This window comes from Antarctobacter sp., from assembly GCF_048262615.1.
Classification (GTDB): domain Bacteria; phylum Pseudomonadota; class Alphaproteobacteria; order Rhodobacterales; family Rhodobacteraceae; genus Antarctobacter.
Genome location: NZ_JBLXFB010000007.1, coordinates 102,003 through 128,255, shown reverse-complemented (window position 1 = coordinate 128,255; position 26,253 = coordinate 102,003). Strand labels below are relative to the sequence as shown.

Sequence of the window (26,253 nt, the reverse complement as noted above, 5' to 3'; positions counted from 1 at the left end):
GTGCGCGTGGCCGCGGCGTCAGCGCGGCGCGCCGCCGGGATCATTGCGCGAGGTCCCCTGTTCCTCGGCCCCCGGCGGCACCACCTGCGCCAGAATCCGCGCCGCCATCGGGCGCGAGACGCGGCGCTGATGCGCCAGCGCCGCCGCGTCCAGCGCCGCCACGATCCGCGCTGCCGTAGCATAGCTGCGCGGCATGTGGCGCACCAGATAGGCAATCACCTCGGGTGCGGGCACGATCTGGCGGTCGGCGAACAGCTTGGCCAGCAGCGCCGCCAGCAGCGTGTCGTCGGGTTCGCTGATATGGGCCAGTTGCGCGCCCATCATCCGGCTGGCCAGATCGGGCAGCGACAGGTTCCACAGCGCGGGCGGGCGCGTCGCGGTGAGCATCAGCGCGCCGCCCCCGGCCAGCACCAGATTGTGCAGGTGGAACAGCGCCTCTTCGTCCGCCCGCAGACCGGCGATCTTTTCCACGTTCTCGACACAGACCGGCCCCTCGGCCAGCGCCGGAATATCCGCCCCGCGCAGCGCATCCGCATCGACGATCCGCGCGTCCGCCATCTGCGCCCAGATATGCGCCAGATGGGTCTTGCCCGCCCCCCTCGGCCCCGCAAGGATCAGCTTTCGCGTCGGCCAGTTGCGCCAGTTCTCGACCTGCGCCACCGCCAGCGCGTTCGACGGGCTGACAAAGAAATCCTGCCACCCCAACGCGGTCCGCGTCGGCAGGGGCAGGGGCAGTTGCCCGGTGTCCCTGATCATTCGCCGTCGCTCTCGAAAAAACCGGGCTCGCCCCCGGCCAGCCCGCGAAACAGCCGCGAGCCCCGGTATTGCCGGGCAAGGAACCGCGCGATCACCCCCAGCGCCGCCGCCAGCGGCACCGCCACCAGCAGCCCGACAAAACCGAACAGCGATCCGAACACCGACAACGCCAGCAACAGCCAGACCGGGTGCAGCCCGATCGAATTGCCCACAAGGTTCGGCGTCAGGATATTGCCCTCGATGAACTGGCCCGACTGGAAGATGGCGTAGACCGCCACGATCCACCACCATTCGCCCCAGAACTGGAACAGCGCCAGCCCCACCGCCAGCACGCCGCCCACGATGGCCCCGACATAGGGGATAAAGGTCAGCAGGCCCGCGATCACGCCCACCACCAGACCAAATTGCAGGCCGACCAGCCACAGCGCCACCGCGTAATAGGTGCCAAGGATCAGGCAGACCGATCCCATGCCGCGGATGAACCCGGCCAGCACGCGGTCGATTTCCTTGGCCAGATGGCGGATCACCTCGCGATGGTCCAGCGGCACCAGTTCGTCGACCCGCGCCACCATGCGGTCCCAGTCCATCAGCAGGTAAACCGCGACGACCGGCGTGATCAGGAACAGCGCGACAAAGTTCAGCAGCGTGCCGACAGAGGTCAGCACCGTCTGGATCAACTGCCCGCCGGTCTGCTTGATGCTCTCGCCCAGATCCAGCAGGGTCGAGCGCACGACGCTGCCCTCGTCCAGCATGTTGGGAAAGCGTTCGGCAAGAGAGGCCTGCAAATCGCGGAACAGTTGCGGCGCGAATTCGAACAAGGACACCGCCTGCTGGATCAGCAGCGGGATCACCGCCAGCGTCATGATGACAAAGACCAGCAGCATGGCGACCGTGATCACCGCCGTCGCGGCCCCCCGCGTCAGCCCGACCCGCTCCAGCCAGTCGGCGACGGGGTCAAGGCAATAGGCGATGGCGCCGCCCAGCACAAAGGGCAGCAGGACATCGCCCAGAAACCACAGCACAACGGCAAAACCCGCCGCCGCGAGCCCCCAGTACTTCATCTGATCCTGAACGGGCAGAGCCATGAATATCCTTTCGTATCGCCCTACATCGCCCGCAACCCGTCCGGATTCAAGGGAATGCGCGGGAAAGGCGCATGAAATCTGGGGAGGATCATGTGGAGAACTGGCCCTGCCGCGCCCCCAACCAAGCCACGCGGCCCTTCAGCCCGCACACCCCACCACAAACCACACCGTAGGGCGGGGTTCACCCCGCCGTCTCCTCCGGTGGAGGGGGAGGTTCATACCCCTCGGGATCATCCTGCCATTTGCGCCATTCGGGGTTGAAACTGTGCTCGCCCCGCGAGGGCAACGCCCACCTCGGCCATTTCTCTGGCCTCTCCCGGCCCTCGGGCAAACTCACGCTCGCATCCCCGAACAGTGAATTTACCTGCTCTTGCGACAGCGCCACATTGCTATAATCAACCGATCTGACGGCGGCGGATGAGATAACCGCCGCCGTCAGATCGGTTGTCGCATCCATCCGCGCCTGCCCGAGGTCCGCCCCCTCCATCCGCGCCTCCCTGAGGTCCGCCCCCTCCATCCGCGCCCGCCCGAGGACCGCCCCCTCCATCCGCGCGTCCCTGAGGTCCGCCCCCTCCATCCGCGCGCTGGTCAGATTTGCGCCGGACAGGGTCAGCTTGCTTAGGTCCGCCTTTTGCAGGTTGGTATTGCGCAGGTCGGGGCGATAGCCGCGATAGCTGGAAAGCGTCTCTTTCCAAGCCTCCAACTTTGCCTTGAAGTCTTCAATCGCTCCCTCGGGATGCCGTTTGCCAGAAGGCGGGTCCGGCAGGTCCGGACACGCTTCGGCAAAAACCCAATCCGCCTTTTCTGCGGTCTCCGGCACCCATCGCGCCTCGACCCGCAGTTGATCCGCGTCCCGCCGCCCGATGATCCGCACCGCCATTGAAATATCCGCGCGTGGGCCGTCCAGCGATTGCGCCCATTCCCGCGCGTTAGAGTTATATCGTTCTTTGAATCTCGCTTTCCGCCACGCCAGATGCGACTCGCGCTCCTCCTCGCTCGCATCGTCCTTCAACGGCTCCCAATCCGGCAGCGGGAAATCCACCGCCTCCGAGGCTGGCGCATTCTCCCGTACATAGGCGCAGAGGATCTCCATCACCCGCACATGGTCCCGCCCCTTGTCATATCGGGTGCTGTCCTGCGCGATCCGCTCCAGCGACAACAGTCCACCGATCCGCACCTCGATATTGGGGACGGTGCGCTCGCCCTCCGCATCCTTAACCGTCTTTTCCGCGCCAAGCTGCTCCACCGCTTTGCTGATCCGGTCGGTCATATGGCCCTGTTCCGAAGTCCGCGTCTGGCGCTCCGTCGTCCAGACCCGGATCAGCGCCAGAGGGGCAGAGACAAGCGCGCCCAAGGCGGTGATCAGGCCGACGAACCCAAGCACATGCCAGCGCAGTTCCGTGCCATCTTTGGTGTTGTAAAGTGTGGCATCGAAATCCATCGCCAGCGCGCCTAAGGACCGCAGGATATACCCGACAATCAGCAGCCAGATGGGCGCGAGAAGCACCGCCAGCACGCGCAGTCCCGTCAGCGTCGCGGGTTCCTCGTTTCTAGCTGTCTGGGCCTCTTCCCGGAACCCAATGAACAGAAACGCAGCCAGCGCGGCGGCAAGGACGGCGATCGAAACAGTCTGCGCCAGAGGCATGGAAAAGAACGCGACCGCCTGCATCAGATTCTCGCCCAATGAGGTCACGTTCTCGCTGTCCATGTCCAAAATCCCCGATGCCAATGCGCATCACTCTGGCCCAACTTACCCCCTCCGGGAAGGGGGCAAATTCCTCTCAAGTCTTAAGACAACGTAAAACCGTCTCTGTAACCCCTTGATTTTCCATAGCCGCAACTCTGTCCACGCGTGGACACCCCTGTGCCGCCCCCGCCGCCGCTTGCTTGCCCCCCACCAACCCGCTAGGAGGATCAAAACCGCTTGCCCAGAGGTCACACCATGCGCCTGTCCCGCTATTTCCTGCCCGTTCTCAAGGAAACGCCCTCCGAGGCGCAGATCGTCAGCCACCGCTACATGCTCCGCGCGGGCATGATCAAACAGGCCAGCGCCGGGATCTATTCCTGGCTGCCGCTTGGCTACAAGGTGCTGCGCAAGATCGAGGAGATCGTCCATCAGGAACAGCAGCGCGTGGGCCATATCCCGCTGCTCATGCCGACGCTGCAATCGGCCGATCTCTGGCGCGAATCCGGCCGCTATGACGACTACGGCGAAGAGATGCTGCGGATCTCCGACCGCCATGGCCGCGACATGCTGTACGGTCCCACCAACGAAGAGCTGATCACCGATATCTTCCGCAGCCATGTGGGCAGCTACAAGGACCTGCCGCTGACCCTCTATCACATCCAGTGGAAGTTCCGCGACGAGATCCGCCCGCGCTTTGGCGTGATGCGCGGGCGTGAGTTCCTGATGAAGGACGGCTACAACTTTGACCTCACCAAAGAGGACGCGCTGCACGCCTACAACCGGCATCTCGTCAGCTATCTGCGCACCTATGAACGCATGGGCCTGCAGGCGATCCCGATGCGCGCCGACTCTGGCCCCATCGGCGGCGACGACACGCATGAATTCCTCGTGCTGGCGGAAACGGGCGAGTCGGAGGTGTTCTACGACAGCGAGATCACCGACCTGAAATTCGGCGACCGCGAGATCGATTACGACAGCCGCGCCGCCTGTCAGGCCGTGCTGGAGGAATTCACCTCGCGCTATGCCCGCACCGATGAGACCCACGACGAGGCGCTGTTCAACCAGATCCCCGAAGAACGCCGCCGCACCGCGCGCGGCATCGAGGTTGGCCAGATCTTCTACTTCGGCACCAAGTATTCCGAACCGATGGGCGCCACCGTACAGGACAGCGACGGCAACAAGGTGCCGGTCCACATGGGCAGCCACGGCATCGGCGTGTCGCGCCTGCTGGGCGCGATCATCGAGGCCAGCCACGACGACAAGGGCATCATCTGGCCCGAGGGCGTGACGCCTTTCCACGCCGGGATCGTCAACCTGAAACAGGGCGACGCAGAGGCCGACGCCGCCTGTGAGGCGCTGTACAAATCGCTGACCGCGCTGGGGCTGGAGCCGCTCTATGATGACCGCAACGAACGGGCAGGGGGCAAGTTCGCGACGATGGACCTGATCGGTCTGCCGTGGCGGATCACCGTTGGCCCGCGCGGTCTGAAAAACGGCGTGGTCGAGCTGACCTCGCGCCGCACGGGGGAAAGCGAAGAGCTGCCGCCGGAACAGGCCGTTGAGCGGATCGCGGCGATTTACAACAAGGTGCTGCCGGGGGCATGATCCGGGGGGCGATACGCCCCTGACCGGAGACGACCCATGCGCCTTGCCTTGCTGACTGCCCTTGTGCTGCTTGCCAGCCAAGCGCCCGCCGAAACCGTCGGGCGCTTTGGTGTGCTTGTCGACACTCCGGAGGGCGCGCCATGCTGAGGGTGATTTGTCTGGCGCTGCTTTGGGCCACGCCGCTGGTCGCGCAATCCGAACGTGTCGCGCTGGAATGGGACCGCTGGCTGGCGGCAGAGGGCAACCCGCCGGGCGCGCTGGTCTTTACCCTTGCCGGGACCGAACTGCTGGCACGCGAAAGCGCCGCCTCCGTCGATGTCCCGCTGCCGCTGGCCAGCAACTCCAAGGCGATCACCGCCCGTTGCGCCGCCGCGCTGGTGGACGCGGGCAAGATGCACTGGGACGATACCGTCGGGGACTGGATCGAAGGGGGCGGGCCGGTCACGCTGGCAGAGCTTGTCACCCATACCTCGGGGTACTGGCCGGACAGCACCCAAGGGCCGATGGCGGACTGGCGCGGTGACACCACCCGGCGCTGGCAAGAGGTCACGGCCAATGTGCTGGATCGTCCCCGTCAGGAGGGCACGCGCGGCACCTTCCGCTACAACAACGAAAATTACGCGGTCCTTGGTCTGATAATCGAAGAGGTTGCCGGTGACTGGTACGAGGCCGCCTGCCGCGCCCGCGTGCTGGACCCGCTGGGGATCACCACGGCGGACCTGTCGCCCGACTATGGCGGCTTTGGCCCATGGGGCGGCTGGCAGATGTCGGTGCGCGACTACGCCCACTTCATGAACAGCGCCTATGCAGGCGCGGACCCGTTGGCCTCGCCCCACGCGGATATGGGCGATGGCGTGTCCTACGGGTTGGGCATGGTGTTTCGCTCTGGCAGGGGGCAGGCAAACCACTGGCATTTCGGCGCGCTGTGTTTCGAGGACGCGGGGCTGGGGACGTTTGCGGTCAACTGGGCGGGGCGCTACACGATTGTCGCGGCCTATGGGGCCTGCGTCGACGGCGATGCGATGATGGCGCTGGACCGGTCCCTTGCGCGGGCGGTTTTCGCCGACTGAAACGCCGCGACCGGATTTTCCCTCGTCTGAACGGCCCTGTTCTGGCACCATGCGGCCAGAGATCGCCACAGAAGCGACGGGAGACAGGCAGATGATCTTGCGGCTATTGACGCTTGTGGGCGGGCTGACCGGCGCTGTCGGCCTGTCGCAGTTCCCCGAGTTCTCGCAGCAATACATGCAGCGCCTTGGCGGGGCGGTGGACGAACTGCAACGGCAAGTGACCCGCTACGAAGAGAATGCCGCAGAGGCGGGGATGCCGCTGGACGCCTACCTTGTTGCCTTGGCGGAGGAGGGCGAGATGGCGCAGACGCAGGCCGGGAACATGGCCAGCGACATCGCGCGCCATCAGCGCCTGTCATCCGCGCTGGAGACGCTGGAAGGCGCGGGGCCGTTCATGCGGGCGAGGCTGGCCTTTGACATGATGCCCGACAGCGAGGTCGCCGCGCGGGCGCTGGAGGTCTACAAACCCGCCGTGCCCGCCACGTTCGAAGGCGCGGTCTTTGCCGGGGTGGGATTTCTCGGCGGCTGGGCGGTGCTGGCGCTGGGGCTTGCGATCCTGCGGCGGTCGTGGCGGATGATGTGGGGCACCCTTGGCGGGCGGTCACAACGCCCCAACCGGACAGAGACCTGACCACCCCCGGCGGCGGTCAGCGGTCAGCGGTCCCGGATCAGGTCCGGGACAGGGGCAGGGGGGCGTGCCTCAGGCGACCGCCTCTACCTCGGCGACGATGCCGTTGACGACCTGGCTCAGCAGCGCCTCGTCCTCACATTCCGCCATCACGCGGATCAACGGCTCTGTCCCCGATTTGCGGATCAGCAACCGGCCCTTGCCGGTCAACATCCCCTCGGCGTCACTGATCGCCTTTTTCACGTTATCCGCGTCCAGCGGCAGCGGCCCCGCGCCGTAGCGCACGTTTTTCAACAGTTGCGGCACGCGCTCAAAACTCTGCGCCAGGTCCGAGGCCTTCCTGCCGGTGCGCACCATCTCGGCGAGGAATTGCAGGCCCGCCATCAGCCCGTCGCCGGTGGTGGCGTAGTCGGTCATGACGATATGGCCCGACTGTTCTCCGCCAAGGTTCCAGCCGCCCGCGCGCATCGCCTCGACCACGTAGCGGTCGCCGACCTTGGTCCGTTCCAGCCGCAGACCGCGATCCCCCAGAAACCGTTCCAGCCCGAGGTTCGACATCACCGTGGCCACCAGCGTGCCGCCCTTCAGCCGGTCCTCGTCGGCCCAGCGGGCCGCCAGCAAGGCCATGAACTGATCGCCATCGGCCACGCGGCCATTTTCGTCGATCATCAGGATGCGGTCGGCGTCGCCGTCCAGACACAGGCCCACGTCCGCGCCGTGGCGGCGCACCGCCTCGGCCGCTGCCGCCGGTTTGGTCGAGCCGCAGTTGTCGTTGATGTTCAGGCCGTTCGGCTCTGTTCCGACGGTCACAACATCGGCGCCCAACTCCCACAGGACCTCTGGCGCGGTCTTGTAGGCCGCGCCGTTGGCGCAATCCACAACCACCTTGATCCCGTCCAGCCGCAGACCCGGCGGCAGGGTGCTCTTGACCCGCTCCTGATAGCGAAAGCGGCCATCGTCGATCCGCCGCGCGCGGCCGATATTGTCGGGTTGCGCGGGGCGCACCCCCTCTTCGACCAGCGCCTCGATCTCGGCCTCGACGTCATCGGACAGCTTGAAGCCATCGGGGCCAAAGAACTTGATCCCGTTGTCGGCGGCGGGGTTGTGACTGGCAGAGATCATGATCCCCAGATCGGCGCGCATCGAGGGGGTCAGCAGACCCACGGCGGGCGTCGGCACCGGCCCCAGCAGCAGCGCGTTCATGCCGGTCGAGGTCAGACCGGCGGTCAGCGCGTTTTCGAACATGTAGCCCGACAGCCGCGTGTCCTTGCCGATCACCACCCGGTGCACACCAGAGTGTTCGTTGCGGAAATAACGCCCGACGGCGGCCCCCAGCATCAAGGCCATCTCTGCGGTCATGGGAAAGGTGTTGGCGGTGCCACGGACACCGTCGGTCCCGAACAGCTTGCGGCTCATGGAAAGGCTCCCTTTGAAATGGCCCGCCAGACGGCCAGCGCCTGCGCGGTTTCCGAGACATCGTGCACGCGGACCACCTGCACACCCTGCGCGGCCACGGCCTGCGCCACGGCGACAGAGCCGAAGGTGCGCTCTGCGGGCACCTCGGTCTGGCTGATGGTGCCAATGAACCGTTTGCGCGAGGCACCGACCAGCACCGCGCAGCCGATGCCGTGATACAGCGCGATGTTTTGCAGGATCGTCAGGTTGTGTTCGATCCGCTTGCCAAAGCCGATGCCCGGATCGACAAGGATCCGCGCGCGCGGAATCCCGGCTTCTTCCAGCATCGCGACCTGCGCGGCCAGAAAATCGTAGACGTCCAGCAGCACGTCGTCATAGCGCGGATCGCTCTGCATGGTTTCGGGGTCGCCGCGCGCATGCATCACGCAGACCGGCAGACCGTGGTCGCGGCAATAGCGCACCAGCATCGGGTCGTATGTGAACCCCGAGACGTCATTCACCAGCGCCGCCCCGGCGCGCACGGCGGCATCCGCGACCGAGGATTTGCGCGTATCGATCGAGATCGGGGTCGCGACCTCGCGGCTGAGCGCGGTGATCACCGGCTCGATCCGGGCGATTTCGGCCTGATGCGGAACGGTCAGCGCACCGGGGCGCGTGCTTTCGCCGCCGACGTCGATGATATCGGCACCCGCCGCAGCCATTTCATGCGCGCGCTGCACGGCCTTTGAGGCGGTCTGGTGGGTGCCCCCGTCCGAGAAACTGTCCGGGGTGACATTGAGGATACCCATGACGCGCGGACGGTCAAAAACAAGGCCCGCAAGGGGCGCACGCGGCTGCGACAGCCGCGCCCGCCAGTCCTCGGGTATGTCGTTGACATGAACGGCTTGCGGCGGGGCATCGCGGCGCAGGCGGACGGCTTCGGTAAACCAGCCGGGCCCGCCCGCAAGGTCAAGCGCCTCGGCGGGGCGGGGGCCGTCAAAACGGACAATCGGACGAAAATAAACGCACATATCGACTGACTGACGGATAAGTTCGGACTTGGCAAGCGGTTAGAAAAGCGGCGCACCCTCTGGCACGGCGCGCGCCGCGACCGGTGGATTCTCTGGCAGGTCTTCGCCGATGACCAGCAGTTCGCAGGCCTCCAGTTCCCCCGCGAACCAGCCCGCCAGAGCGACGGAGTCGCGGGGTTGAAACCGGGGGCCTTCGGTCGCATCCAGCACGATCTTGGACGGGGCCCAGACACAGATCTGGCCGTGGCGCATGGCCCAGTCCAGTTCGGTCCTTGTGGCCACCACCTTGGCGCGCGGATCGCGGGCCGCGAGGCACCAGCCGTTCTGCTCGATGGCCAGCAGGTCGATCCGCCGCTGGGTCATCTTGTGGACGGTCTGCGGCACCGGCAGGTCGGGCCGTCCGACGCACAGGATCAGCGGCGCGCGGCGGGCCTCAAGCTCATCCAGCCAGCCGGTCAGGCGCGGATCGGCGATGGCGGCGTTCGACAGAAAGACAACGCGCGGATGCGGACGTTCCTGCGCCACCGTCTGCGCCACGGCGTTCAGGTGATCGGCCACGTCGCGCCGGGCGCGCACGATCTCGACCCCCAGCGCGCCGGGGCCGCGATCCAGCTTTTCGATACGCACAAAGGCGCGCAATGCCTGCGGTTTCAGCAAGATCCGTTCGGCGATATGTTCGGCCAGCGTTTCCAGCAGGTTGAGCCGCTCCGCCGCCAGTTCATATTCGATCGCCTCTGTCACCCGGTCATAGGACAGGATGCGGTCGACGTCGTCATCCAGCACGCCGGTGAACGGGATCACCTCGACCACCACATTGAACCGCACCCGCTGGGTGGTGCCGCGCTCGGCCTGAAAGGCACCGATCTCGACCTCGACGATATGGTCGCGCACAGAGATGCGGTCATGCGGGGTGTCGCCGGCGGTGGCGATGCTGCGCTCGGACGGGTGGGCAAAGGCTAGGCGGATGTCACTGGGCATGGCGGCCCCTTTTCGGAATGCGTCGCGGCGCAAACTACGAAAAAGGGCGCGCAACAGCCAGCCGCGCGCGCCCCTTTTTACCCTGTTGGCGACGGATTACTGGCCGCGCCAGGTGTGGCGATAAAAGATATGCACGCCGTGGGCGTAGGTCTTGGTGTATTTTCGCGCCCAGTCGGGAGAGACCCACGTGGCATGGTAATGCGTGGCGCCCTTGGTCAGGCCGTTGCTCTTGCCGTCCAGCGCCGCGCGGGCCACCTTGCCGACGCGATCCCATGACCGCGGATCGTCGATGTTTTCGGGGCGGCCATCGCAGGTATAGGTGAACTGGCAGGCGAACTTGCGCCCGGTGCCCTGATTGACGACGCCGCAGATCGAACTGGGAAAGCGTTTGGACGCGACCCGGTTGATGATCACCTCGGAGACGGCAAACAGCCCCTCGACCGTTTCGCCGCGGGCCTCGAAATACAGCGCCTCCGCAAGGCAGCGCCACTGGGCTCCGCCTTTGGCCTTGGGCTGTTTGGCGATCCAGGATTCGTCATATTTGGCGACGCTCTTTCCGGTGACCGTGCCGGCGGCGGCCGGGATCGGGGCGACCGGCGTCACAAGCCCCTTGAGGTGGCCATTTCCGACCCGCGCCAATGCGCGGCTTTCAAGCGTCAGCAGCGTCTGTGCGCTGCGCGAAGGGTCTGCGGCGGCGGGGCCGGACACAGATGTCAAAGGAACTGCAACCAGAGTGAAGGCCGCAAGAAACAGGCCCCGTCGAAGGGCAGATGTCAAAGCGTTCATGTCGAAAAAATCCCCCAATCGAACATGCGTCGTGTGGTGCCTCACGTCACACAACGGAAAACTGCATATAGAAAAATCGCAAATCGGTAAAGATAACGGCATGTCGCGGGCGCGGAAGGCGGATGGGCGACCGCCCCGACGCGGCGCAGAGCGCGCTGGTCGGCCTTTATTTTCTAGAGTTTTCCGCCCGCGGTCAGGCCCCGGTCCTGTAGCGCAAGATGGGCCGCGGCCAGTCTGGCGACCGGCACCCGGAACGGCGAACAGCTGACGTAATCCATGCCTGCCGCACGGCAAAAGGCAATCGATTCGGGGTTGCCGCCGTGTTCGCCACAGATCGACAGGGTGACGGTCTGATTTGTCGACCGCCCGCGATGCACGCCGGTGGCGATCAACTCGCCCACGCCATCCACATCCAGCACATGAAACGGGTCTTCGTTGAACACGCCCTGTTGCACGTAGTCGGACATGAAACGCCCCGCGTCGTCGCGCGACAGCCCGTATGTCATCTGCGTCAGGTCGTTGGTGCCGAAGGACAGAAAGTGCGTATAGGGGGCGATTTCATCGGCGCGCAGGCAGGCGCGCGGGGTCTCGACCATCACCCCCAGCCGATAGGTGAAATCGCGCCCGCGTTCGGTGTGGACCGCCGCCGCGACCGCCTCGATCCTTGTGCGGGCCAGTTCGACCTCGCGCTTGGCGGAGACCAGCGGCAGCATGATTTCCGGCACCACCGGCGCGCCCTCGCGGCTGGCGTCCAGCGTCGCCTCGAAGATGGCGCGCGCCTGCATGTCGTAGATTTCCGGCACGGTGATGCCCAACCGCACGCCGCGCAGGCCCAGCATCGGGTTGTATTCGCCCATCGCCTCGACCCGGCGGGTCACGTCCGAGACCGGCAGGTTCAGCGCCTCGGCCAGATCGCGCAGGCCGGCGCGGTCGGTGGGCAGGAACTCGTGCAGCGGCGGATCGAACAGCCGGATGCAGACCGGCAGGCCCTCCATGATGCGGAAAAGCTCTGTAAAGTCATTGCGTTGCATGGGAAGAAGCAGGGCAAGGGCCGCCTGCCGGTCCTCGACTGTGTCGGCAAAGATCATCTCGCGCATGGGGGTGATGCGGTCGGCCTCGAAGAACATGTGCTCGGTCCGGCACAGGCCGATCCCCTGCGCGGCAAAGTTGCGCGCGGTGGCGGCGTCGGCGGGGGTGTCGGCATTGGCCCTGACCCCGATGTCGCGGGCGTCGTCGGCCCAGCTCATCAGCGTGTTGAACGCCTCGTCCAGCGCCGCCTCGACCATCTCGGGGCTGCCGCGCAGCACCTCGCCCGAGGTGCCGTCCAGCGTGATCACATCGCCTTCGCGGTAGGTTTGTCCGTCTTCGCCCTGAAAGGTCTTGCGCTGCGGATTGAAATGCAGCCGCGCCGCGCCGACGACGCAGGGCAGGCCCAGCCCGCGCCCGATGACGGCGGCATGGCTGGTCATGCCGCCGCGTTCGGTCAGCACGCCAACCGCTGCGTGCATGCCGCGCACATCCTCGGGCGAGGTTTCGCGGCGCACCAGAATGCAGGGCTCGTTGCGCGCGGCGCTGGCCTGCGCCTCGGACGAGGAAAACACGATCTTGCCGGTGGCCGCGCCGGGCGAGGCGGCGACGCCTCTGCCGATCACCTCGCGCGTGGCCTCTGGCGCGACCTGTCGGTGCAACAACTCGCTGACCGCGCGCGGCTCGATCCGCAGAACCGCGTCCTCTTGTGTGATGATGCCCTCTTCGGCGAGGCGCACCGCGATGGCGAGGGCGGCCCGCGACGAGGCCTTGACCCGCACCCCGTCGAGGATGTGCAACTGGCCGTTCTGGATGGTGAATTCGATCTGCATCTCGGCGCGCAGGCGGCGGCGCATCAGGTCGGCGTGCCGGGTGAGCGCGGCAAAGGCCTGCGGCGCGAGTTCCTCCAGTGAGGGGCCACGCGGGTCACGGGTGAGGTACAGGCTGGCGTTACCGCCCTGCAACGCCTCGCGGCCCTGACTCTGGCTGAGGTACCGCCCGGTGATCAGGCGCTGGCCGGTCTCGGAGTTGACCAGTTGCAGCACGCCCGAGCCGCATTCGCCGTGGCCCAGCCCCAGCGCCATTTCCTGCACCACAAGGCCCAGACCCGCGTCGACCGGCGCGCCCTTGGCCTGTCGCAGGAGCCGGGCAGAGGTGCCCTCCCACGCGCGGGCCATGCTGCGCAGAACCTCGCGCAGCTGGCGGGCGGGGTCTTGCGGAAAGGGTTCCTCTGCCTCTTCTTCATAGGCGCGCAGCGCGGCGGACAGGCCGACCGCGCCATTGTCCTCGATCTCGTCGAAATGGTCGGGGTCAAGGCGGGCCACGTGGATCGCATAGGCCTGCACAAAGCGCAGATAAAGCCCGGCGGCGGCCTCTTGGCCGATCTTGTCCGCCAGCTCGACAAAGCGCGCGTCGTTCATGCCGATGTTCAGGATCGCGCCGGGACCGCCCCAGTCGGGGTCTTCGGAGGAGGGGCGCACGCACAGCAGCGCATCGGGTTCGAAAGCATCGACCAGCGCGGGCATATCGGGAAACCGGCCCGCGGCGATGCGGTGGACGGCGTCGAAGGACAGCGCCACGGTGCGCGGCACCGGCAGGTCCAGCCGCACAAGCCGCTGAAGGCATTTCGCGCGCCCGCCGTGGGTGGGCGTCGACATCGGTGCATCGGGCGTGATGACCGTGATGTTCGGGTTCTGGTGATCGGGTTTCTGCAATGCAGCACCTCCGGAGTGAGGTGCAGCATAGGCGCTGCGGGCGGCTTGGCAAGACAGGAAAAAGGCGCGGGGAGTGGCGCGGGTTATGGCGCGCCTGCGGCCCGGTAAAGTGGCGCGCCTGCGGCCCGGTAAGAGGGCGCGCCTGCGGCCCGGTAAAGTGGCGCGCCTCCGGCGCGGGGCGCAGGGGTGCTCCCACCCGCCCACCCCGCGCCCCTGCGCTCGCGAGAGGGGGGGGGCAGGTGGGGCATTCCGACCGGGTGGGGAGGTGAGGCTGGAAGGGGGTATTTGGACAAAGAAGAAGCCCGAGGTCGGTCAGGACCCCGGAGGTTGGCCGCATCTTTGTCTTTGGGCCGTCAGCCTTCGATTTTTGTCAGGTCGGCGACTTGCAGGCAGGTCTTGCGGATGCTGGCCAGCATGTTCAGGCGGTTGCGGCGGACGATCTGGTTGTCGGCGTTGACCTGCACCGCCTCGAAGAAGGCGTCGATCGGGGCGCGCAGGTCGGCCATGGCGGCCATCGCGGTCTCGAAGTCTTCTTGTGCCATCGCCGGGGCGATGCGGGCCTCTGCCGCCTGCAAGGCGGTGAACAAGGCGCGCTCTTCCTCGGTTTCGGCGAATTTCACATCCGCGCCAAAGCTGTATTCGACGCCGTCCTTGTCCTCGGCCTGGGTCAGGATGTTGTTGGCGCGTTTGAAGCCTTGCAGCAGGTTGCCGCCGTCCTCGGTGCCCAGGAAGGCGGACAGCGCCTGCGCGCGTTTGACCACCAGCGCAAGGTCGTCGCGGCCTTGCATGGCAAGGCAGGCGTCGATCACGTCATGGCGGATGCCCTCAGAGCGCAGGTGCACCTTCAGCCGGTCGTGGATGAAGGAGAGCAGGTCGTCGCTGAGGTCGGGTTTGTGCTGTTCGACCTTGTCGAGCCAGACGGGGCGATCGGACATGCGCGCCAGCAGGTCGCGCACCGCCGAGCCGAAGACGCCGTGCCGCGCGATCTCGCCCAGCAGGTCATCGCGCAATCCGGCCTCGGCCTTGTCGCCGTTGGTGTCGATCTGGTGGCGCAGGATCTGCGCGTCGTTCAGCTTGTCAAGGTGCAGGCGCAGGTTGTTCTCCAGCACCAGCCGGATCACCCCCAGCGCGGCGCGGCGCAGGGCGTAGGGGTCTTTGGAGCCGGTGGGTTTTTCGTCGATGGCCCAGAAGCCGGTCAGCGTGTCCAGCTTGTCCGCCAGCGCCACGGTGACAGAGACGGGCGCGGTGGGCACGGTGTCGGAGGGGCCGAGGGGGGCGTAATGCTGCTCGCAGGCGGCGGCGACCTCAGGCGGCAGCCCGGCGGCCTGCGCGTAGTAGCGGCCCATCAGGCCCTGCAACTCGGGGAATTCATAGACCATTTCCGAGCTGAGGTCGGCCTTGGCCACATCCGCCGCCTGCGCGGCAAGACCGGCGTCGGCACCGACCATCGGCGCGATGTCCCGCGCCAGCGCCGCAATGCGGGCGATGCGGTCGCGCTGGCTGCCCAGCTTGTTGTGGAAGGTGACGTTGCCCAGCCGCTCGGTCCAGGCGCTCAGGCCCTCGTCCTTGGCGACGCGCAGATCGTTTTCCCAAAAGAACTTGGCATCCGACAGCCGGGCGGCCAGCACCTTCTGGTTGCCCGCAAGGATGGTCGCGCCATTGTCCGACGTTTCGATATTGGCGACGGTGATGAATTTCTCGATCCGGCCCGAGGCGGGGTTTTTCACCGAAAAGAACTTTTGGTGTTCCTTCATCGAGGTTTGCAGCACCTCTGGCGGCAGGTCGAGGAATTGCGGGCCAATGTCGCCCATCAGGACCACCGGCCATTCGACCAGCCCGGCGACCTCTTGCAGCAGGCCGGGGTCTTCGACCACCTCCAGCCCCTGCGCAAAGGCCATGTTGGTGGCGTCGTGCCAGATCGCATCGGCGCGGGCCGCTGCCGAGAGGACAACCTTGGAGCGTTTCAGCCGGGTCTCGTAATCCTCAAAGCTGGTCACGTCAAAGGCGCCGTCGCCCATGAAGCGGTGGCCTTCGGTGGTCTGGCCCGCCGTGATCCCGTCGATGGTCAGGTCGACCGGGTGGTCGCCCGCCTCATCGGTCAGGAGGCACAGAATGCGGTGCAGCGGGCGCACCCAGCGCAAGCTGCCCGCGCCCCAGCGCATCGATTTGGGCCAGGGGAAGGTGCGCACGGTCTTTTCCAGCACCTCGGCCACAATCACGGCCGCCGGGCGGCCCGGTGTCACCACGGTGGCGTAGTAAAAGCTGCCCTTTTTCTCGGCCCGTTCTTCAAGCTGGTCGCGGGTCACACCCGCGCCGCGCATAAAGCCCTCCAGCGCCTTGTCCGGTGCGCCCACCTTGGGGCCGCGGCGTTCCTCGCGCTGGGTGGGGCTTTGCCCTGTCAGCCCGTGTACGGTCAGCGCAAGACGGCGCGGGGTCGAAAAGGCCTCGGCCCCGGCATAGGTCAGACCGGCCTCGACCAGACCGTCGGTCATCAGCTTCTTGAGGTCCTCGGCGGCCTTGGCCTGCATCCGGGCGGGGATCTCTTCGGAGAAGAGTTCGATCAGCAGATCGGGCATTTACTTGTCCTTCTCGAAACTGGCGCGGTCCGGGCAGTCATCGCCCAGGGGCGTCCCGTCATAGGCCTTGTCGCCGCAGTCGTTGATCTCGTGCCAGACGTATCCCTGGCCGCCTTCGGTGATCGCGACGACGCGGTCGATACCGTAGTCGATGTTGCGCTGGCCGACAAAGACGCGCGTGGTGCCCGCGTCGATGCCGTCGGCGATGGCCTCGGCGTCGAAACAGTCGAACCAGCCGGGGGCGACTCTGGGATCAGCTTTGTCATAGGGTTCAAAGGTTGTCCCGGCCTCTGCCGGGGCGATGTCGGTGGTGAAACAGGCGCGGTAGCGGATGGGTGAGCTGTTGGCGTCGATGGCGCGGAAATCCCCGTGGGGCAGGGGGGTGCGGTCGCCGTCCAGTGTTGTCACCATCACGTCACGGGGGCCGGTGGCGGGGATCTCTTTGTAGAAGTGATAGACCTGAAGGTAGTACATCGACACCCCTGCGATCAGGCCGCAGAGCACGATCAGTCCCACCATGAGTTTGCCAGCGGTCACGCGGCACCCCCGGCTTCGGTCATGACAAAGGCGTCGGCGCACATCTTGGCCAGCGCCCGCACGCGTCCGATATAGGCCTGTCGTTCGGTGACAGAGATCACGCCGCGCGCGTCCAGCAGGTTGAAGACATGGCTGGCCTTGATGCACTGGTCATAGGCGGGATGCGCCATGACGATGCGCTTGCCGGTCTTGGGATCGTCGCGGGGGGCGTCCAGAATGCGGGCGCATTCGGCCTCTGCCTCTTCAAAGTGGCGCAGCAGAACAGCCGTGTCGGCCACGTCGAAGTTCCAGCGCGAGTATTCCTCTTCCGTCTGGCGGAAAACGTCGCCGTATTTCAGCGCGATGGGCGATTGCGGGTCGTTGAACGGCATGTCCATGACGTGATCGACACCCAGCACGTACATCGCCAGACGCTCCAACCCGTAGGTCAGTTCGCCGGACACCGGCGTGCAATCGTGCCCGCCGACCTGCTGGAAATAGGTGAACTGCGACACTTCCATACCGTCGCACCAGACCTCCCAGCCCAGACCCCAGGCCCCCAGCGTCGGGCTTTCCCAGTCGTCCTCGACAAAGCGCACGTCGTGCAGGGCCATGTCGATGCCGATGGCCCGCAGCGAGCCGAGGTAGAGATCCTGAAGGTCGGGCGGCGAGGGTTTGATCAGCACCTGATACTGGTAGTAATGTTGCAGCCGGTTGGGATTCTCGCCGTAGCGGCCATCGGTGGGACGGCGCGACGGCTGCACATAGGCGGCGGCCCAGGGTTTCGACCCCAGCGCGCGCAGGGTGGTGGCCGGGTGAAAGGTGCCGGCGCCGACCTCCATGTCGTAGGGTTGCAGGATCGCACAGCCCTTGGCCGCCCAATAGGTCTGAAGGCGCAGGATGATTTCCTGAAAACTGCGTGGCTTTTGCAGGCTTTCGGCCATGTCAGCGCTCCCTTTTCTCGGCTGGCGTCTGATTAGGCCGGTGCGCCGACAGGGTCAATCTGATACGAGGGCCGCGCCTCACGCCCTTTTTGCGTGCATGTGCCGGGTCTTCTGATAAGACTCGGTCGGTGGATAAGGTTGAGATTGTAAACCCAAGGGGTCCATAACACCCATGATACAAAGACTTTTTTCGGTTCTCTTCGTGCTGGTTCTGAGTGCGGCGGGGGCTATGGCTCAGGATGATCCGGCGTCACAGGCGGCGGGTGGTATCGTCTACATTCAGGTTGAGGCGCGCACTTCGTTGGCCAGCGCTCAGATCAGCGTGCGTGAGTATGCCGATCGGGTGGACGATGTGAACGGCTTTTCGCTGGGCGGCGGATGGTACGGTGTGGCGCTTGGCCCCTACACGCGGCCACAGGCGCAGGCCAAGCTGACAGAGCTGTTGCAGGCGCGGCGCATCCCGGTGGACAGCTATATCGAGGCACGTGAAGCCTATGGGCAGCAGTTCTGGCCGGTGGGCGCGCGCAACGATGGCGCGCCGGTGGTGCCGGTGCCGCAGGACCCGACGCCCGCGCCGGTTGTCCCGGAGGCGGTTGTGACGGCCCCTGTGGCCACGCCCGATCCGGCCCCCGTGCCTGACCCGGAACCGCAGCCGGTGCCAGAGGAGACCCTGCAACAGGCGCGGCAGTCCGAGGCGCAACTGACGCGGGACGAACGCGACGCCTTGCAGATCGCGCTCAAATGGGCCGGGTTCTACGATGGTGGCATCGACGGTGCCTTTGGCCCCGGCACCCGTGCGTCGATGTCGCGCTGGCAGGAGGCGAACAATTTCGACCCGACCGGCGTGCTGACCACCGGGCAGCGGGCGGAACTGCAACGCCAGTACAATGCCGTACTGGAGGGCATGGACCTCCAGATGGTCGAGGACGCGCGCGCCGGTATCGCCATGCAACTGCCGCTGGGCGTGGTCGAACTGGACCGCTACGAGTCGCCTTTTGCGATCTACAAACCCAAGACGGATCTGGGCGCGCGGGTGATCCTTGTCAGTCAGCCGGGCGATGAGACCAGCCTTGCCGGTCTGTATGAGATCATGCAGACGCTGGAGATTATCCCGGTCGAGGGGGAGCGCGCACGCGACCGGCGCGGGTTCAACATCATCGGAGAGAACAACCGCATCGTCGCCCATTTCGAGGTCGGCCTGCAAAACGGCGAGATCAAGGGCTTTGGCCTGATCTGGCCCGCCGGGGATGAGGAACGCCGCAGCCGCGTGCTCAAGATCATGCAGGACAGCTATCGCCGGATCGACGGCATGTTGGACCCCGCGCTGGTCAGCGATGACGGGCAGGCGATCGACCTTGTGTCCGGCCTCAAGGTGCGCACCGCCAAGGCCAGCGCAACCGGCTTTTTCATCGAGGCGCGCGGCACGGTCCTGACCTCGGCCTCGCTGGTGGCGGGATGTGAGCGTGTCACCCTGAACGGGGTGCATGACGCGCGGGTTCTGGCCACGGATGCGGCGCTGGGCGTTGCGGTGCTCAGCCCGGTGGAGCGGCTGGCCCCGCGCCGGGTGGCGCAGTTCCGCTCCGGTGAGTTGCGGTTGCAGTCCGAGGTGGCGGTGGCGGGCTTTTCCTTTGGCGGGGTGCTGACCGCGCCGACGCTGACCTTTGGCACGCTTGAGGATCTGCGCGGGCTCAACGGTGAGGACGGGGTCAAGCGGCTGGCGCTGTCGGCGCTGCCCGGTGATGCGGGCGGGCCTGTCTTTGACAGTGGCGGCACGGTACTGGGCATGCTGTTGCCCAAGGATCAGCCGGGCGGTCGCGTGCTGCCCGAGCAGGTCAGCTTTGCCACCAAGGGAGAGCGTATCCTTGATTTCCTGCGCAACAACGGCATTCAGCCGGTGGCGCGCGGCGGGCTGGAGCCGCTGGCACCCGAAGACCTGACGGCGCAGGCCGCCGAGATGACGGTGCTGGTAAGCTGCTGGTAAACATGGGCTCTACGCAGCCGAAACGCCGCCCCGGTCAGATCGACCGGGGCGGTTTTTTTGTGCCTTGCCCATTGGGGCCATGTAAGGCCGGCGGCCGCCGGAAACGGATCACCTGCGCCGGGGTGCCAATCCCGGCCCTTGGGGGCGTCTGACGCCCCATACTGCGCAGATCGAACGGACCCCGAGAGGGTGGGGTGCTGATCCGGTTTCATGGTCGACCGCCACGGGTTTTGCCGCAGCAGGGTTAACAGCACCCTGCGGCGGCGCACGGTGCCTTACTCGCGCAGGCGGTGGTGCAGCAGGATCGGCACCACCAGATCCTCTTCGTCGGTGAGGTGCCGGTTCAGGAAACCGCCCAGCGTTTCGGCCATGTCGCGCACGGGGCGGGCCTCTTCGCCCATCTGGCGCGGGTCCAGTGTGGCCAGTTGCACGGTCCGGTTGGCGGCCCGCGTGAACCGGTCCAGCAGATCGTCCAGCGCCACGTGATCGCTTTCCAGCATCTCCAGCCCATCGGCAAAGCGCGGGTCGGCGCCTTCGAGTTCGGGAAAGAACTTGCGGTCTTCCCACGTGTGATGGCCGTGCAGGTTGCGCACCAGCAGGTTGCCGAAATGCGCCAGCCGCCCGGCGTAGGCCTGATCCTCGGTCTGGCCGTCCAGAAAGGATTCGGTGTCTTCCAACACGATCTGTCCCAACTGGCGGAACCCCTGATGGGCGCGCATCCAGTTGCGGGTGCTGTCGGCGAGATGCGGATGCCTGTGCCAGCCATCGCGTGGCAAGGTCCGCAGCAGCAGCTGCATGTCTTCGGGCAGACCGCTGCGGGTTTCAATGTCGTAAGTCATGCGGAAAAGATGGGGGAGGTGTTATGCTATAACAGTCCGCAGGCCCGCACAGCAAGGGCGCGGGGGCGCACCGCCCCCGCGCCCGGCGTGTCACAAAACGAAGTCGTCCGCCGTCAGGCCGGTCACGCCCGCGACGCGAATTTCCGCGTCGATGGTGCCGTCACCGTTGTTGTCGATCTGCACGATGGTCGACCCGGTGGCGGTTTCGTTCAGGCGCAGTTCCGGGTTGCCGGAGGGATCAAAGGCCGCCGTGCCCCGGAACTCGAACACCCCCGGTGACAGGCCCGCGACCACAATCAGATCCACGCCCTGTTCGAAATCAAGGATCTGGTCGCGGTTGGCCCCGATGCCCGCATCCGCAATGCTGCGGAACACAAAGCTGTCTGCGCCCTGACCCCCGGTCAGGAAATCACGGCCCTCACCGCCCGCCAGTTCGTCCTCGCCATTGCGACCGCGCAGGATGTCGTTGCCGGTGCCGCCTTCCAGAATGTCATCGCCATTTCCGCCGTCAAGGGTGTCATTGTCGGCGCCGCCGTCCAGCGTATCGGACCCGTCCTGACCCACCAGGATGTCATTGCCTGCGTCGCCGAACAGTTCATCATCGCCCGCGTTGGCGTTCAGCGTGTCGTTGTCCGTGCCACCTTCGAGCAGGTCATTGCCCGCGCCACCAAGCAGCACGTCATTGCCGGTGCCGCCGGACAGGTCATCATCGCCACCGCGTCCGACCAGCAGGTCATCGTCACTTCCGCCGTCCAGAATGTCGGCCGCATCGCCACCGGCCAAGGTGTCATTGTCAGCCTCGCCAAAGACCGTGCCGATGGCCAGACCGCCGCTGGCCTCATAAGTGTCGGTGCCCGCCCCGAGACGGGTATTCCCCAGGATCGTACCGGAGTTCCGGATCAGGTCATTCCCGCCTTCGAAATTTATGGCATCGCCAAATGTGCCGTTGTGTTCGATCAGGCCAGAGTTGTTGAGCAGCACGTCGGTGGCACGGTTGGTAGAAAGAGCGGCAACCCAGCCGCTGATTGTGCCGGAATTGGTGATCTGTGCGCCGCCAGTGTCACCAAAGTTGAAGAGGACTGCGGTAGACGCCAAGCTTTTGATCTTGCCGGAGTTTATGAGGACATGGTTTGAGGAGTCGGATATGTCGTTTGCTAGGGAAAGGGCGTTGCCTTCGCCGACGATTTCGCCAGAGTTTGAGATGTACATATAGCCGGTGCCCGTATCTACATCGACCGTGTTGCTATCCTGAGACGTGATGCTGCCCGAGTTGGTCAGCTGGAAATTGGCACCGCCATCAGAGTCGAGGAAGTCGATAGCATTGCCGTTCGACGAATAGATGGTCCCGTGATTGACGATCTGACCCAGTGTGGACAAATTCATGTCGATGGTGCCGGAGGAGGGGTTTTCGGCGCTGATTACGCCGTCCGGGCCGTTCAGCAGTTCGAACACGCCGCCATCGGCGTTGATGGCCGCATTGCCGCTGTTATAGGTGTAGATATAGCCGTCATTGGTCAGCCAGTTGGTGCCGGAGGTGGCGGTGACCGCCGCCGTGGTATCCGAGTAAATTCCGCCAAGACGGGTGATCAGTCCAGACTCGCTGCCGTTCAGTGTCTGGGCAGTGGTTGTGACGCTGGTGCGTAGAAAGTCAGCCATTCTATTGGTGTCCTTGTGATGTCATTGGATCGAAAATCTGTTGATGCGGGCAGTCTTTGCCTGCGTTGCCCGCGCGGGTTAACTTTTCATTAATAGATTTTGTCGGTCAATGGTTGTGATTTGCCCCGTGAGGCAGGTGGTCACGGGGCAGGGAGGTTACAGCACGAAATCATCCGCCGTCAGGCCTGTGACTCCGCCCACGCGGATCTCGGCATCGGCAATGCCGTCTCCGTCTGCGTCGATCTGCACGATGGTTGATCCGGTCGCTGTTTCGTTCAGGCGCAATTCGGGGTTGCCGGAGGGATCAAAGGCTGTGGTGCCCCGGAACTCGAACACACCCGGCGACAGGCCCGCCACGACGATCAGGTCCAGACCCTGCTCGAAATCGAGGATCTGGTCGCGGTTCGCGCCGACCTCGGTTTCCGCCAGCGCGCGAAAGACAAAGGTGTCCGCGCCGGTGCCGCCGGTCAGGAAATCGCGCCCCAGCCCACCGGCAAGATCATCCTCGCCATTGCGACCGCGCAGGATGTCGTTGCCGCTGCCGCCTTCAAGGATGTCGTCGCCATTGCCGCCGTCGATGGTGTCGTTGTCCTCGCCGCCTTCCAGTAGGTCGCTGCCGTCCTGGCCGACCATCAGGTCGTTGCCCGCGCCGCCCAGCAAGGTGTCGTCGCCCGCGTTGCCGTTCAGCGTGTCGTTGTCCGCGCCGCCTTCGAGCCGGTCATTGCCGTCGCCGCCCAGCAGCGTGTCCAGACCATTGTTGCCGAACAGGCTGTCGTCGCCGCCGCGGCCAATCAGCAGGTCGTTGTCGTTGCCGCCCCGGAACACATCGGTCGCGGCGCCGCCTGCGGCCGTGTCATTGCCGTTGCCCGCAAAGAATTCGCCGCGCAACACGCCGGGGCCTTCGTACCGGTCATCGCCCGCCCCGGTGAAAATGTTGCCATCCATGATCCCGGAGTTGAAAATGAGGTCACGTCCTGTGCCGGTGCCCGAGGTGAACGCACCCACCTGGCCCAAAATGATCCCGGTGTTGTTCAGGTAGGTCGTTCCCGAAGACGCCGTGTCCATCCAGTTGGACCAAATCGCGTAACTCGTCGCCTGGATCGTGCCGGAGTTCGAAATGTACTGGTTCGCAATGCCGCCATCGACCCGAATGCCATCAAACCCGGCAACAATCTTGCCGCTGTTGACCAGTTGGTTGCTGCCGCTGCCTTCGGCCACGCGCACATCGATGGCGTCCTCGTACGCCATGACGGTGCCAGCGTTCACCAGCCGAAAGGTGCCGGTGCCCCGGATGTCGAATGCGTCGTCTTCCAGCGAGGTGACAGTGCCTGTCGGCCCGACAAAGGCATAAAAGTTTACACCGGTGTGATCGACGGCATTGCCGTTGCCGCTTGTGCGCGCCACGATCGAGCCGTTCACGTACAGGTGGTTGGTCCCCGACGTCGAAGAAACCGCGTCGCCATTGACGACAAGGTTCGCATCCTGATCGGTCAGGATGCCGGTTTCGGCCCCGGTCAGGGTCTGCGCCGTGGTCGAGGCACCGGTAAGTGTGAAATTGGCCATCGGAAGTGTCCTTTCAGTTCAATCTATTGATCCGAAACAAGACACAACGAGGATAATTCGGAAAACGATCCGCTGAAAGGCGGATGAACAAAAGACCAGCTTTTGCAAGCACGGTCATGTTTCGGACGGCGTACCCCACCATTAGCATATGTGCAGACGGGTGACGAAACCCGTGTCTGTGGCGCGACCGGTTTAAGACACGACATCATCCGCCGTCAGGCCGGTCACGCCGCCGACACGGATCTCGGCATCGGCAATGCCGTCACCGTCGGCGTCGCTCTGCACGATGGTCGACCCGGTCGCGGTTTCGTTCAGGCGCAGTTCGGGGGTGCCGGACGGGGCAAAACCGGCGGTGCCGATGAACGCGAACACACCCGGTGACAGACCCGCCACGACGATCAGGTCCAGACCCTGCTCGAAATCGAGGATCTGGTCGCGGTTCGCGCCGACCTCGGTTTCCGCCAGCGCGCGGAACACAAAGGTGTCCGCGCCGATGCCGCCGATCAGCCTGTCATCGCCGCCGCACCCGAAGGCCCCGCCGGTGGTGGCGCTGTCGCCGGTTGCGGCATGGGTGACGTCTTGCTGCCCTTCGGCTCAGGTGGTCGTTTTGAGGCTCCGCTGTGCAAACCGCAAAACCGGACCGGCGCAGGGACGCCGATCCGGCCTCTGGAGGGGGGGGGCAGGCCGACGGTTGCCGGCCTGCATCACATTTGCAGGGTCACGCACATATGTTCTGATCACCGCCCACGGCGGTCAGAGCACAAAATCGCTGGCCAACAGTCCGGTGACATCTGCCACCCGGATTTCCGCGTCGATCACACCGTCGCCGTTGTTGTCGATCTGCACGATGGTCGAGCCGGTGGCGGTTTCGTTCAGGCGCAGTTCCGGGTTGCCGGAGGGGGCAAAGGCGGCGGTGCCGCGGAACTCGAACACACCCGGTGACAGGCCCGCCACCACGATGGTGTCCACACCCTGCTCAAAGTCGAGGATCTGGTCGCGTGTCGCGCCGATGCCCGCGTCGGCGGTGCTGCGGAAGACGAAGTTGTCCGCGCCCGATCCGCCGGTCAGATAGTCCAGCCCCTCGCCACCGGCCAGATCGTCCTCCCCGGCGCGGCCGCGCAGGATGTCGTTGCCGGTGCCGCCTTCCAGCGTGTCGTCGCCGTTGCCGCCGTCCATCGTGTCGTTGTCCGTGCCACCGTCAAGGTAATCGCTGCCGTCCTGACCGACCAGCAGGTCGTTGCCCGCGCCGCCCAGGATCTCGTCCGATCCGGCGTTGCCGTTCAGCGTGTCCGCATCGGCCCCGCCGTCCAGCGTGTCGTTGCCGTCGCCGCCCAGCAGCGTGTCCAGACCGCTGTCACCAACCAGCAGATCGCTGCCGCCGCGCCCGACCAGCAGGTCGTCGTCGCTGCCGCCCTCCATATCGTCCGCCAGATCGCCGCCGACCAGCGTGTCGTCGCCCGCAGCGCCCAGAACCTGACCGGTCACAACGCTCTGACCCTGACCGAAATAGCTGTCCGCGCCGTCGCCCAACAGGACATCGCCGTCGATCAACCCGCTGTTGGAGACGATGTCGTCCCCGGTCTCAAGGATCAGATCGCCAAGGATGTCGGCGCTGTTGCCGATGGTGTCGGCATAGCGGCCGGTGTGGATGTTGCCAAAGATCTCACCCGAGTTCATGACATGCGCCCGGACATACGCGAGGGTGTCCAGATAGCCGTCCATTTCGATGGCCCATTGTCCGCCACCAACGCCTTCGTCGCGGTGCGCCCCGATCAAGGTCCCGGAATTGATGATGCGGATCGGGGCGTCCAACGCCGAATTGCCGTAGGAATAGGTGACGATCGCCGCATCGAATACGGAGATTCCGGTGCCTGTAATGGTGCCGGTGTTGTCTACGGTGGACCCCGGTGCACTGTACAAATAGACACCGCGCGCCCCGAAGATCTCACCGGCGTTCTGGATGGCGGCAAAGTCGGTATAGGTACTGATGCCGGAATTGCTTCCATAGGAGCCGATGACCCCCGTCGCGCCGTTGAACAGATTGAACCCGGTACTGACGTTATAGGAGATCGCGATCCCCGCCGAGGCGATGTAGCCGTGATTGGTCACGCGCAGACTGCCGCCGTCGCTGGTGGACCCGGATTGGGCTATGGCGGTCGATCCGTTTGTTGTGATCAATTCGACGCCCTGCCGGATCAGAAGGTTTTCGTCATTGGCCGCGACGGCGGAGTGGATGGTGGTGCCCTGTACGGCATCAGTCGAAAAAACAGTGTACGTTGTGGCCATAACGGCGGTCTCCTTGGACAATACTGTCCCGCCGTATGTGCGACGGGAGAAAAACATCTGCTCGCAAAAGAAAAGGTTAACGACCGTCTTGCGAAAAAGCGAGTTGGTTCGTTACAGGCGGCCCGGACGT

19 protein-coding genes and 1 pseudogene are annotated in these 26,253 nt (G+C 65.3%); 4 read left to right on the top strand and 16 right to left on the bottom strand.

Going from position 1 to position 26,253, the window contains the following annotated elements:
- Nucleotides 1–18 precede the first annotated feature (18 nt).
- From ACN0S5_RS09990 to ACN0S5_RS09980, 3 genes are all read right to left on the bottom strand, one after another.
- The gene (locus ACN0S5_RS09990) at nt 19–756 is read right to left on the bottom strand and encodes an HdaA/DnaA family protein (RefSeq protein WP_417208035.1); all 738 of its coding nucleotides are present in this window, start codon (nt 754–756) and stop codon (nt 19–21) included.
- Nucleotides 753–1,841 (bottom strand): AI-2E family transporter, encoded by a 1,089-nt coding sequence (locus ACN0S5_RS09985; protein WP_417208034.1) that lies wholly within the window; start codon nt 1,839–1,841, stop codon nt 753–755. Before ACN0S5_RS09985 ends, ACN0S5_RS09990 begins: the two co-directional genes overlap by 4 nt.
- Before the next feature lie 181 nt (nt 1,842–2,022).
- The gene (locus ACN0S5_RS09980; RefSeq protein WP_417208033.1) at nt 2,023–3,549 is read right to left on the bottom strand and encodes a pentapeptide repeat-containing protein; all 1,527 of its coding nucleotides are present in this window, start codon (nt 3,547–3,549) and stop codon (nt 2,023–2,025) included.
- A gap of 234 nt (nt 3,550–3,783) precedes the next feature.
- Here ACN0S5_RS09980 and proS point away from each other — a divergent pair, with 234 nt between their 5' ends.
- The 3 genes from proS (at nt 3,784) to ACN0S5_RS09965 (ending at nt 6,834) form a co-directional block, all read left to right on the top strand.
- Nucleotides 3,784–5,133, top strand: coding sequence for a proline--tRNA ligase (gene proS / locus ACN0S5_RS09975; RefSeq protein WP_417208032.1), 1,350 nt, complete (start codon nt 3,784–3,786; stop codon nt 5,131–5,133).
- A gap of 140 nt (nt 5,134–5,273) precedes the next feature.
- Complete coding sequence (locus tag ACN0S5_RS09970; RefSeq protein WP_417208031.1) at nt 5,274–6,203, top strand: serine hydrolase domain-containing protein; 930 nt, start codon at nt 5,274–5,276, stop codon at nt 6,201–6,203.
- A 91-nt stretch (nt 6,204–6,294) separates the two neighbouring features.
- Nucleotides 6,295–6,834 (top strand): DUF2937 family protein, encoded by a 540-nt coding sequence (locus ACN0S5_RS09965; RefSeq protein WP_417208030.1) that lies wholly within the window; start codon nt 6,295–6,297, stop codon nt 6,832–6,834.
- A gap of 69 nt (nt 6,835–6,903) precedes the next feature.
- Here ACN0S5_RS09965 and glmM read toward each other — a convergent pair whose 3' ends face one another.
- The 8 genes from glmM to ACN0S5_RS09925 form a co-directional block, all read right to left on the bottom strand.
- The gene (gene glmM / locus ACN0S5_RS09960; RefSeq protein WP_417208029.1) at nt 6,904–8,247 is read right to left on the bottom strand and encodes a phosphoglucosamine mutase; all 1,344 of its coding nucleotides are present in this window, start codon (nt 8,245–8,247) and stop codon (nt 6,904–6,906) included.
- Nucleotides 8,244–9,257, bottom strand: coding sequence for a dihydropteroate synthase (gene folP / locus ACN0S5_RS09955; protein ID WP_417208028.1), 1,014 nt, complete (start codon nt 9,255–9,257; stop codon nt 8,244–8,246). Before folP ends, glmM begins: the two co-directional genes overlap by 4 nt.
- A 39-nt stretch (nt 9,258–9,296) precedes the next feature.
- Entirely contained in the window at nt 9,297–10,235 is a 939-nt protein-coding gene (locus ACN0S5_RS09950; protein ID WP_417208027.1) for a dihydroneopterin aldolase, read from the bottom strand.
- Nucleotides 10,236–10,331: 96 nt separating this feature from the next.
- Entirely contained in the window at nt 10,332–11,021 is a 690-nt protein-coding gene (locus tag ACN0S5_RS09945) for a cell wall hydrolase (RefSeq protein WP_417208026.1), read from the bottom strand.
- Between the two features lie 173 nt (nt 11,022–11,194).
- Nucleotides 11,195–13,705: a putative PEP-binding protein gene (locus ACN0S5_RS09940; RefSeq protein WP_417208135.1), complete on the bottom strand. Its 2,511-nt coding sequence runs from the start codon at nt 13,703–13,705 to the stop codon at nt 11,195–11,197.
- Between the two features lie 410 nt (nt 13,706–14,115).
- Complete coding sequence (gene glyS, locus ACN0S5_RS09935; protein ID WP_417208025.1) at nt 14,116–16,338, bottom strand: glycine--tRNA ligase subunit beta; 2,223 nt, start codon at nt 16,336–16,338, stop codon at nt 14,116–14,118.
- Nucleotides 16,339–16,875 (bottom strand): DUF6446 family protein, encoded by a 537-nt coding sequence (locus tag ACN0S5_RS09930; protein ID WP_417208024.1) that lies wholly within the window; start codon nt 16,873–16,875, stop codon nt 16,339–16,341.
- Nucleotides 16,872–17,798 carry a glycine--tRNA ligase subunit alpha gene (locus ACN0S5_RS09925; RefSeq protein ID WP_417208023.1) on the bottom strand — a complete coding sequence of 309 codons (927 nt, stop codon included), beginning with the start codon at nt 17,796–17,798 and terminating at the stop codon, nt 16,872–16,874. The genes ACN0S5_RS09930 and ACN0S5_RS09925 overlap by 4 nt, the downstream gene beginning before the upstream one ends.
- A gap of 172 nt (nt 17,799–17,970) precedes the next feature.
- Between ACN0S5_RS09925 and ACN0S5_RS09920 the strand changes: the two genes are divergently transcribed.
- Nucleotides 17,971–19,779: a trypsin-like peptidase domain-containing protein gene (locus ACN0S5_RS09920; protein WP_417208022.1), complete on the top strand. Its 1,809-nt coding sequence runs from the start codon at nt 17,971–17,973 to the stop codon at nt 19,777–19,779.
- Between the two features lie 275 nt (nt 19,780–20,054).
- On the opposite strand, the gene ACN0S5_RS09915 is transcribed toward ACN0S5_RS09920, so the two are convergent.
- The 5 genes and pseudogenes from ACN0S5_RS09915 to ACN0S5_RS09895 form a co-directional block, all read right to left on the bottom strand.
- Nucleotides 20,055–20,618, bottom strand: a complete 564-nt coding sequence (locus ACN0S5_RS09915; protein ID WP_417208021.1) for a hemerythrin domain-containing protein — start codon at nt 20,616–20,618, stop codon at nt 20,055–20,057.
- A 90-nt stretch (nt 20,619–20,708) separates the two neighbouring features.
- Complete coding sequence (locus tag ACN0S5_RS09910) at nt 20,709–22,274, bottom strand: calcium-binding protein (protein ID WP_417208020.1); 1,566 nt, start codon at nt 22,272–22,274, stop codon at nt 20,709–20,711.
- A gap of 156 nt (nt 22,275–22,430) precedes the next feature.
- The gene (locus tag ACN0S5_RS09905; protein WP_417208019.1) at nt 22,431–23,837 is read right to left on the bottom strand and encodes a calcium-binding protein; all 1,407 of its coding nucleotides are present in this window, start codon (nt 23,835–23,837) and stop codon (nt 22,431–22,433) included.
- A 192-nt stretch (nt 23,838–24,029) separates the two neighbouring features.
- Nucleotides 24,030–24,371: pseudogene (locus ACN0S5_RS09900) on the bottom strand (M10 family metallopeptidase C-terminal domain-containing protein); the annotation flags it as partial.
- Between the two features lie 219 nt (nt 24,372–24,590).
- Nucleotides 24,591–26,123 (bottom strand): calcium-binding protein, encoded by a 1,533-nt coding sequence (locus ACN0S5_RS09895; RefSeq protein WP_417208018.1) that lies wholly within the window; start codon nt 26,121–26,123, stop codon nt 24,591–24,593.
- Between the last annotated feature and the right edge of the window lie 130 nt (nt 26,124–26,253).

What these genes read in the sequence shown, in the direction of transcription:
- glmM (WP_417208029.1), bottom strand. Translation starts at nt 8,247, where the DNA reads ATGAGCCGCAAGCTGTTCGGGACCGACGGTGTCCGTGGCACCGCCAAC.
- ACN0S5_RS09925 (WP_417208023.1), bottom strand. Translation starts at nt 17,798, where the DNA reads ATGGCCGAAAGCCTGCAAAAGCCACGCAGTTTTCAGGAAATCATCCTG.
- ACN0S5_RS09905 (WP_417208019.1), bottom strand. Translation starts at nt 23,837, where the DNA reads ATGGCCAATTTCACACTTACCGGTGCCTCGACCACGGCGCAGACCCTG.
- ACN0S5_RS09965 (WP_417208030.1), top strand. Translation starts at nt 6,295, where the DNA reads ATGATCTTGCGGCTATTGACGCTTGTGGGCGGGCTGACCGGCGCTGTC.
- ACN0S5_RS09990 (WP_417208035.1), bottom strand. Translation starts at nt 756, where the DNA reads ATGATCAGGGACACCGGGCAACTGCCCCTGCCCCTGCCGACGCGGACC.
- ACN0S5_RS09970 (WP_417208031.1), top strand. Translation starts at nt 5,274, where the DNA reads ATGCTGAGGGTGATTTGTCTGGCGCTGCTTTGGGCCACGCCGCTGGTC.
- ACN0S5_RS09945 (WP_417208026.1), bottom strand. Translation starts at nt 11,021, where the DNA reads ATGAACGCTTTGACATCTGCCCTTCGACGGGGCCTGTTTCTTGCGGCC.
- ACN0S5_RS09910 (WP_417208020.1), bottom strand. Translation starts at nt 22,274, where the DNA reads ATGGCTGACTTTCTACGCACCAGCGTCACAACCACTGCCCAGACACTG.
- ACN0S5_RS09985 (WP_417208034.1), bottom strand. Translation starts at nt 1,841, where the DNA reads ATGGCTCTGCCCGTTCAGGATCAGATGAAGTACTGGGGGCTCGCGGCG.
- proS (WP_417208032.1), top strand. Translation starts at nt 3,784, where the DNA reads ATGCGCCTGTCCCGCTATTTCCTGCCCGTTCTCAAGGAAACGCCCTCC.
- ACN0S5_RS09950 (WP_417208027.1), bottom strand. Translation starts at nt 10,235, where the DNA reads ATGCCCAGTGACATCCGCCTAGCCTTTGCCCACCCGTCCGAGCGCAGC.
- ACN0S5_RS09940 (WP_417208135.1), bottom strand. Translation starts at nt 13,705, where the DNA reads ATGTCGACGCCCACCCACGGCGGGCGCGCGAAATGCCTTCAGCGGCTT.
- ACN0S5_RS09895 (WP_417208018.1), bottom strand. Translation starts at nt 26,123, where the DNA reads ATGGCCACAACGTACACTGTTTTTTCGACTGATGCCGTACAGGGCACC.
- ACN0S5_RS09980 (WP_417208033.1), bottom strand. Translation starts at nt 3,549, where the DNA reads ATGGACAGCGAGAACGTGACCTCATTGGGCGAGAATCTGATGCAGGCG.
- ACN0S5_RS09920 (WP_417208022.1), top strand. Translation starts at nt 17,971, where the DNA reads ATGATACAAAGACTTTTTTCGGTTCTCTTCGTGCTGGTTCTGAGTGCG.
- ACN0S5_RS09915 (WP_417208021.1), bottom strand. Translation starts at nt 20,618, where the DNA reads ATGACTTACGACATTGAAACCCGCAGCGGTCTGCCCGAAGACATGCAG.
- folP (WP_417208028.1), bottom strand. Translation starts at nt 9,257, where the DNA reads ATGTGCGTTTATTTTCGTCCGATTGTCCGTTTTGACGGCCCCCGCCCC.
- glyS (WP_417208025.1), bottom strand. Translation starts at nt 16,338, where the DNA reads ATGCCCGATCTGCTGATCGAACTCTTCTCCGAAGAGATCCCCGCCCGG.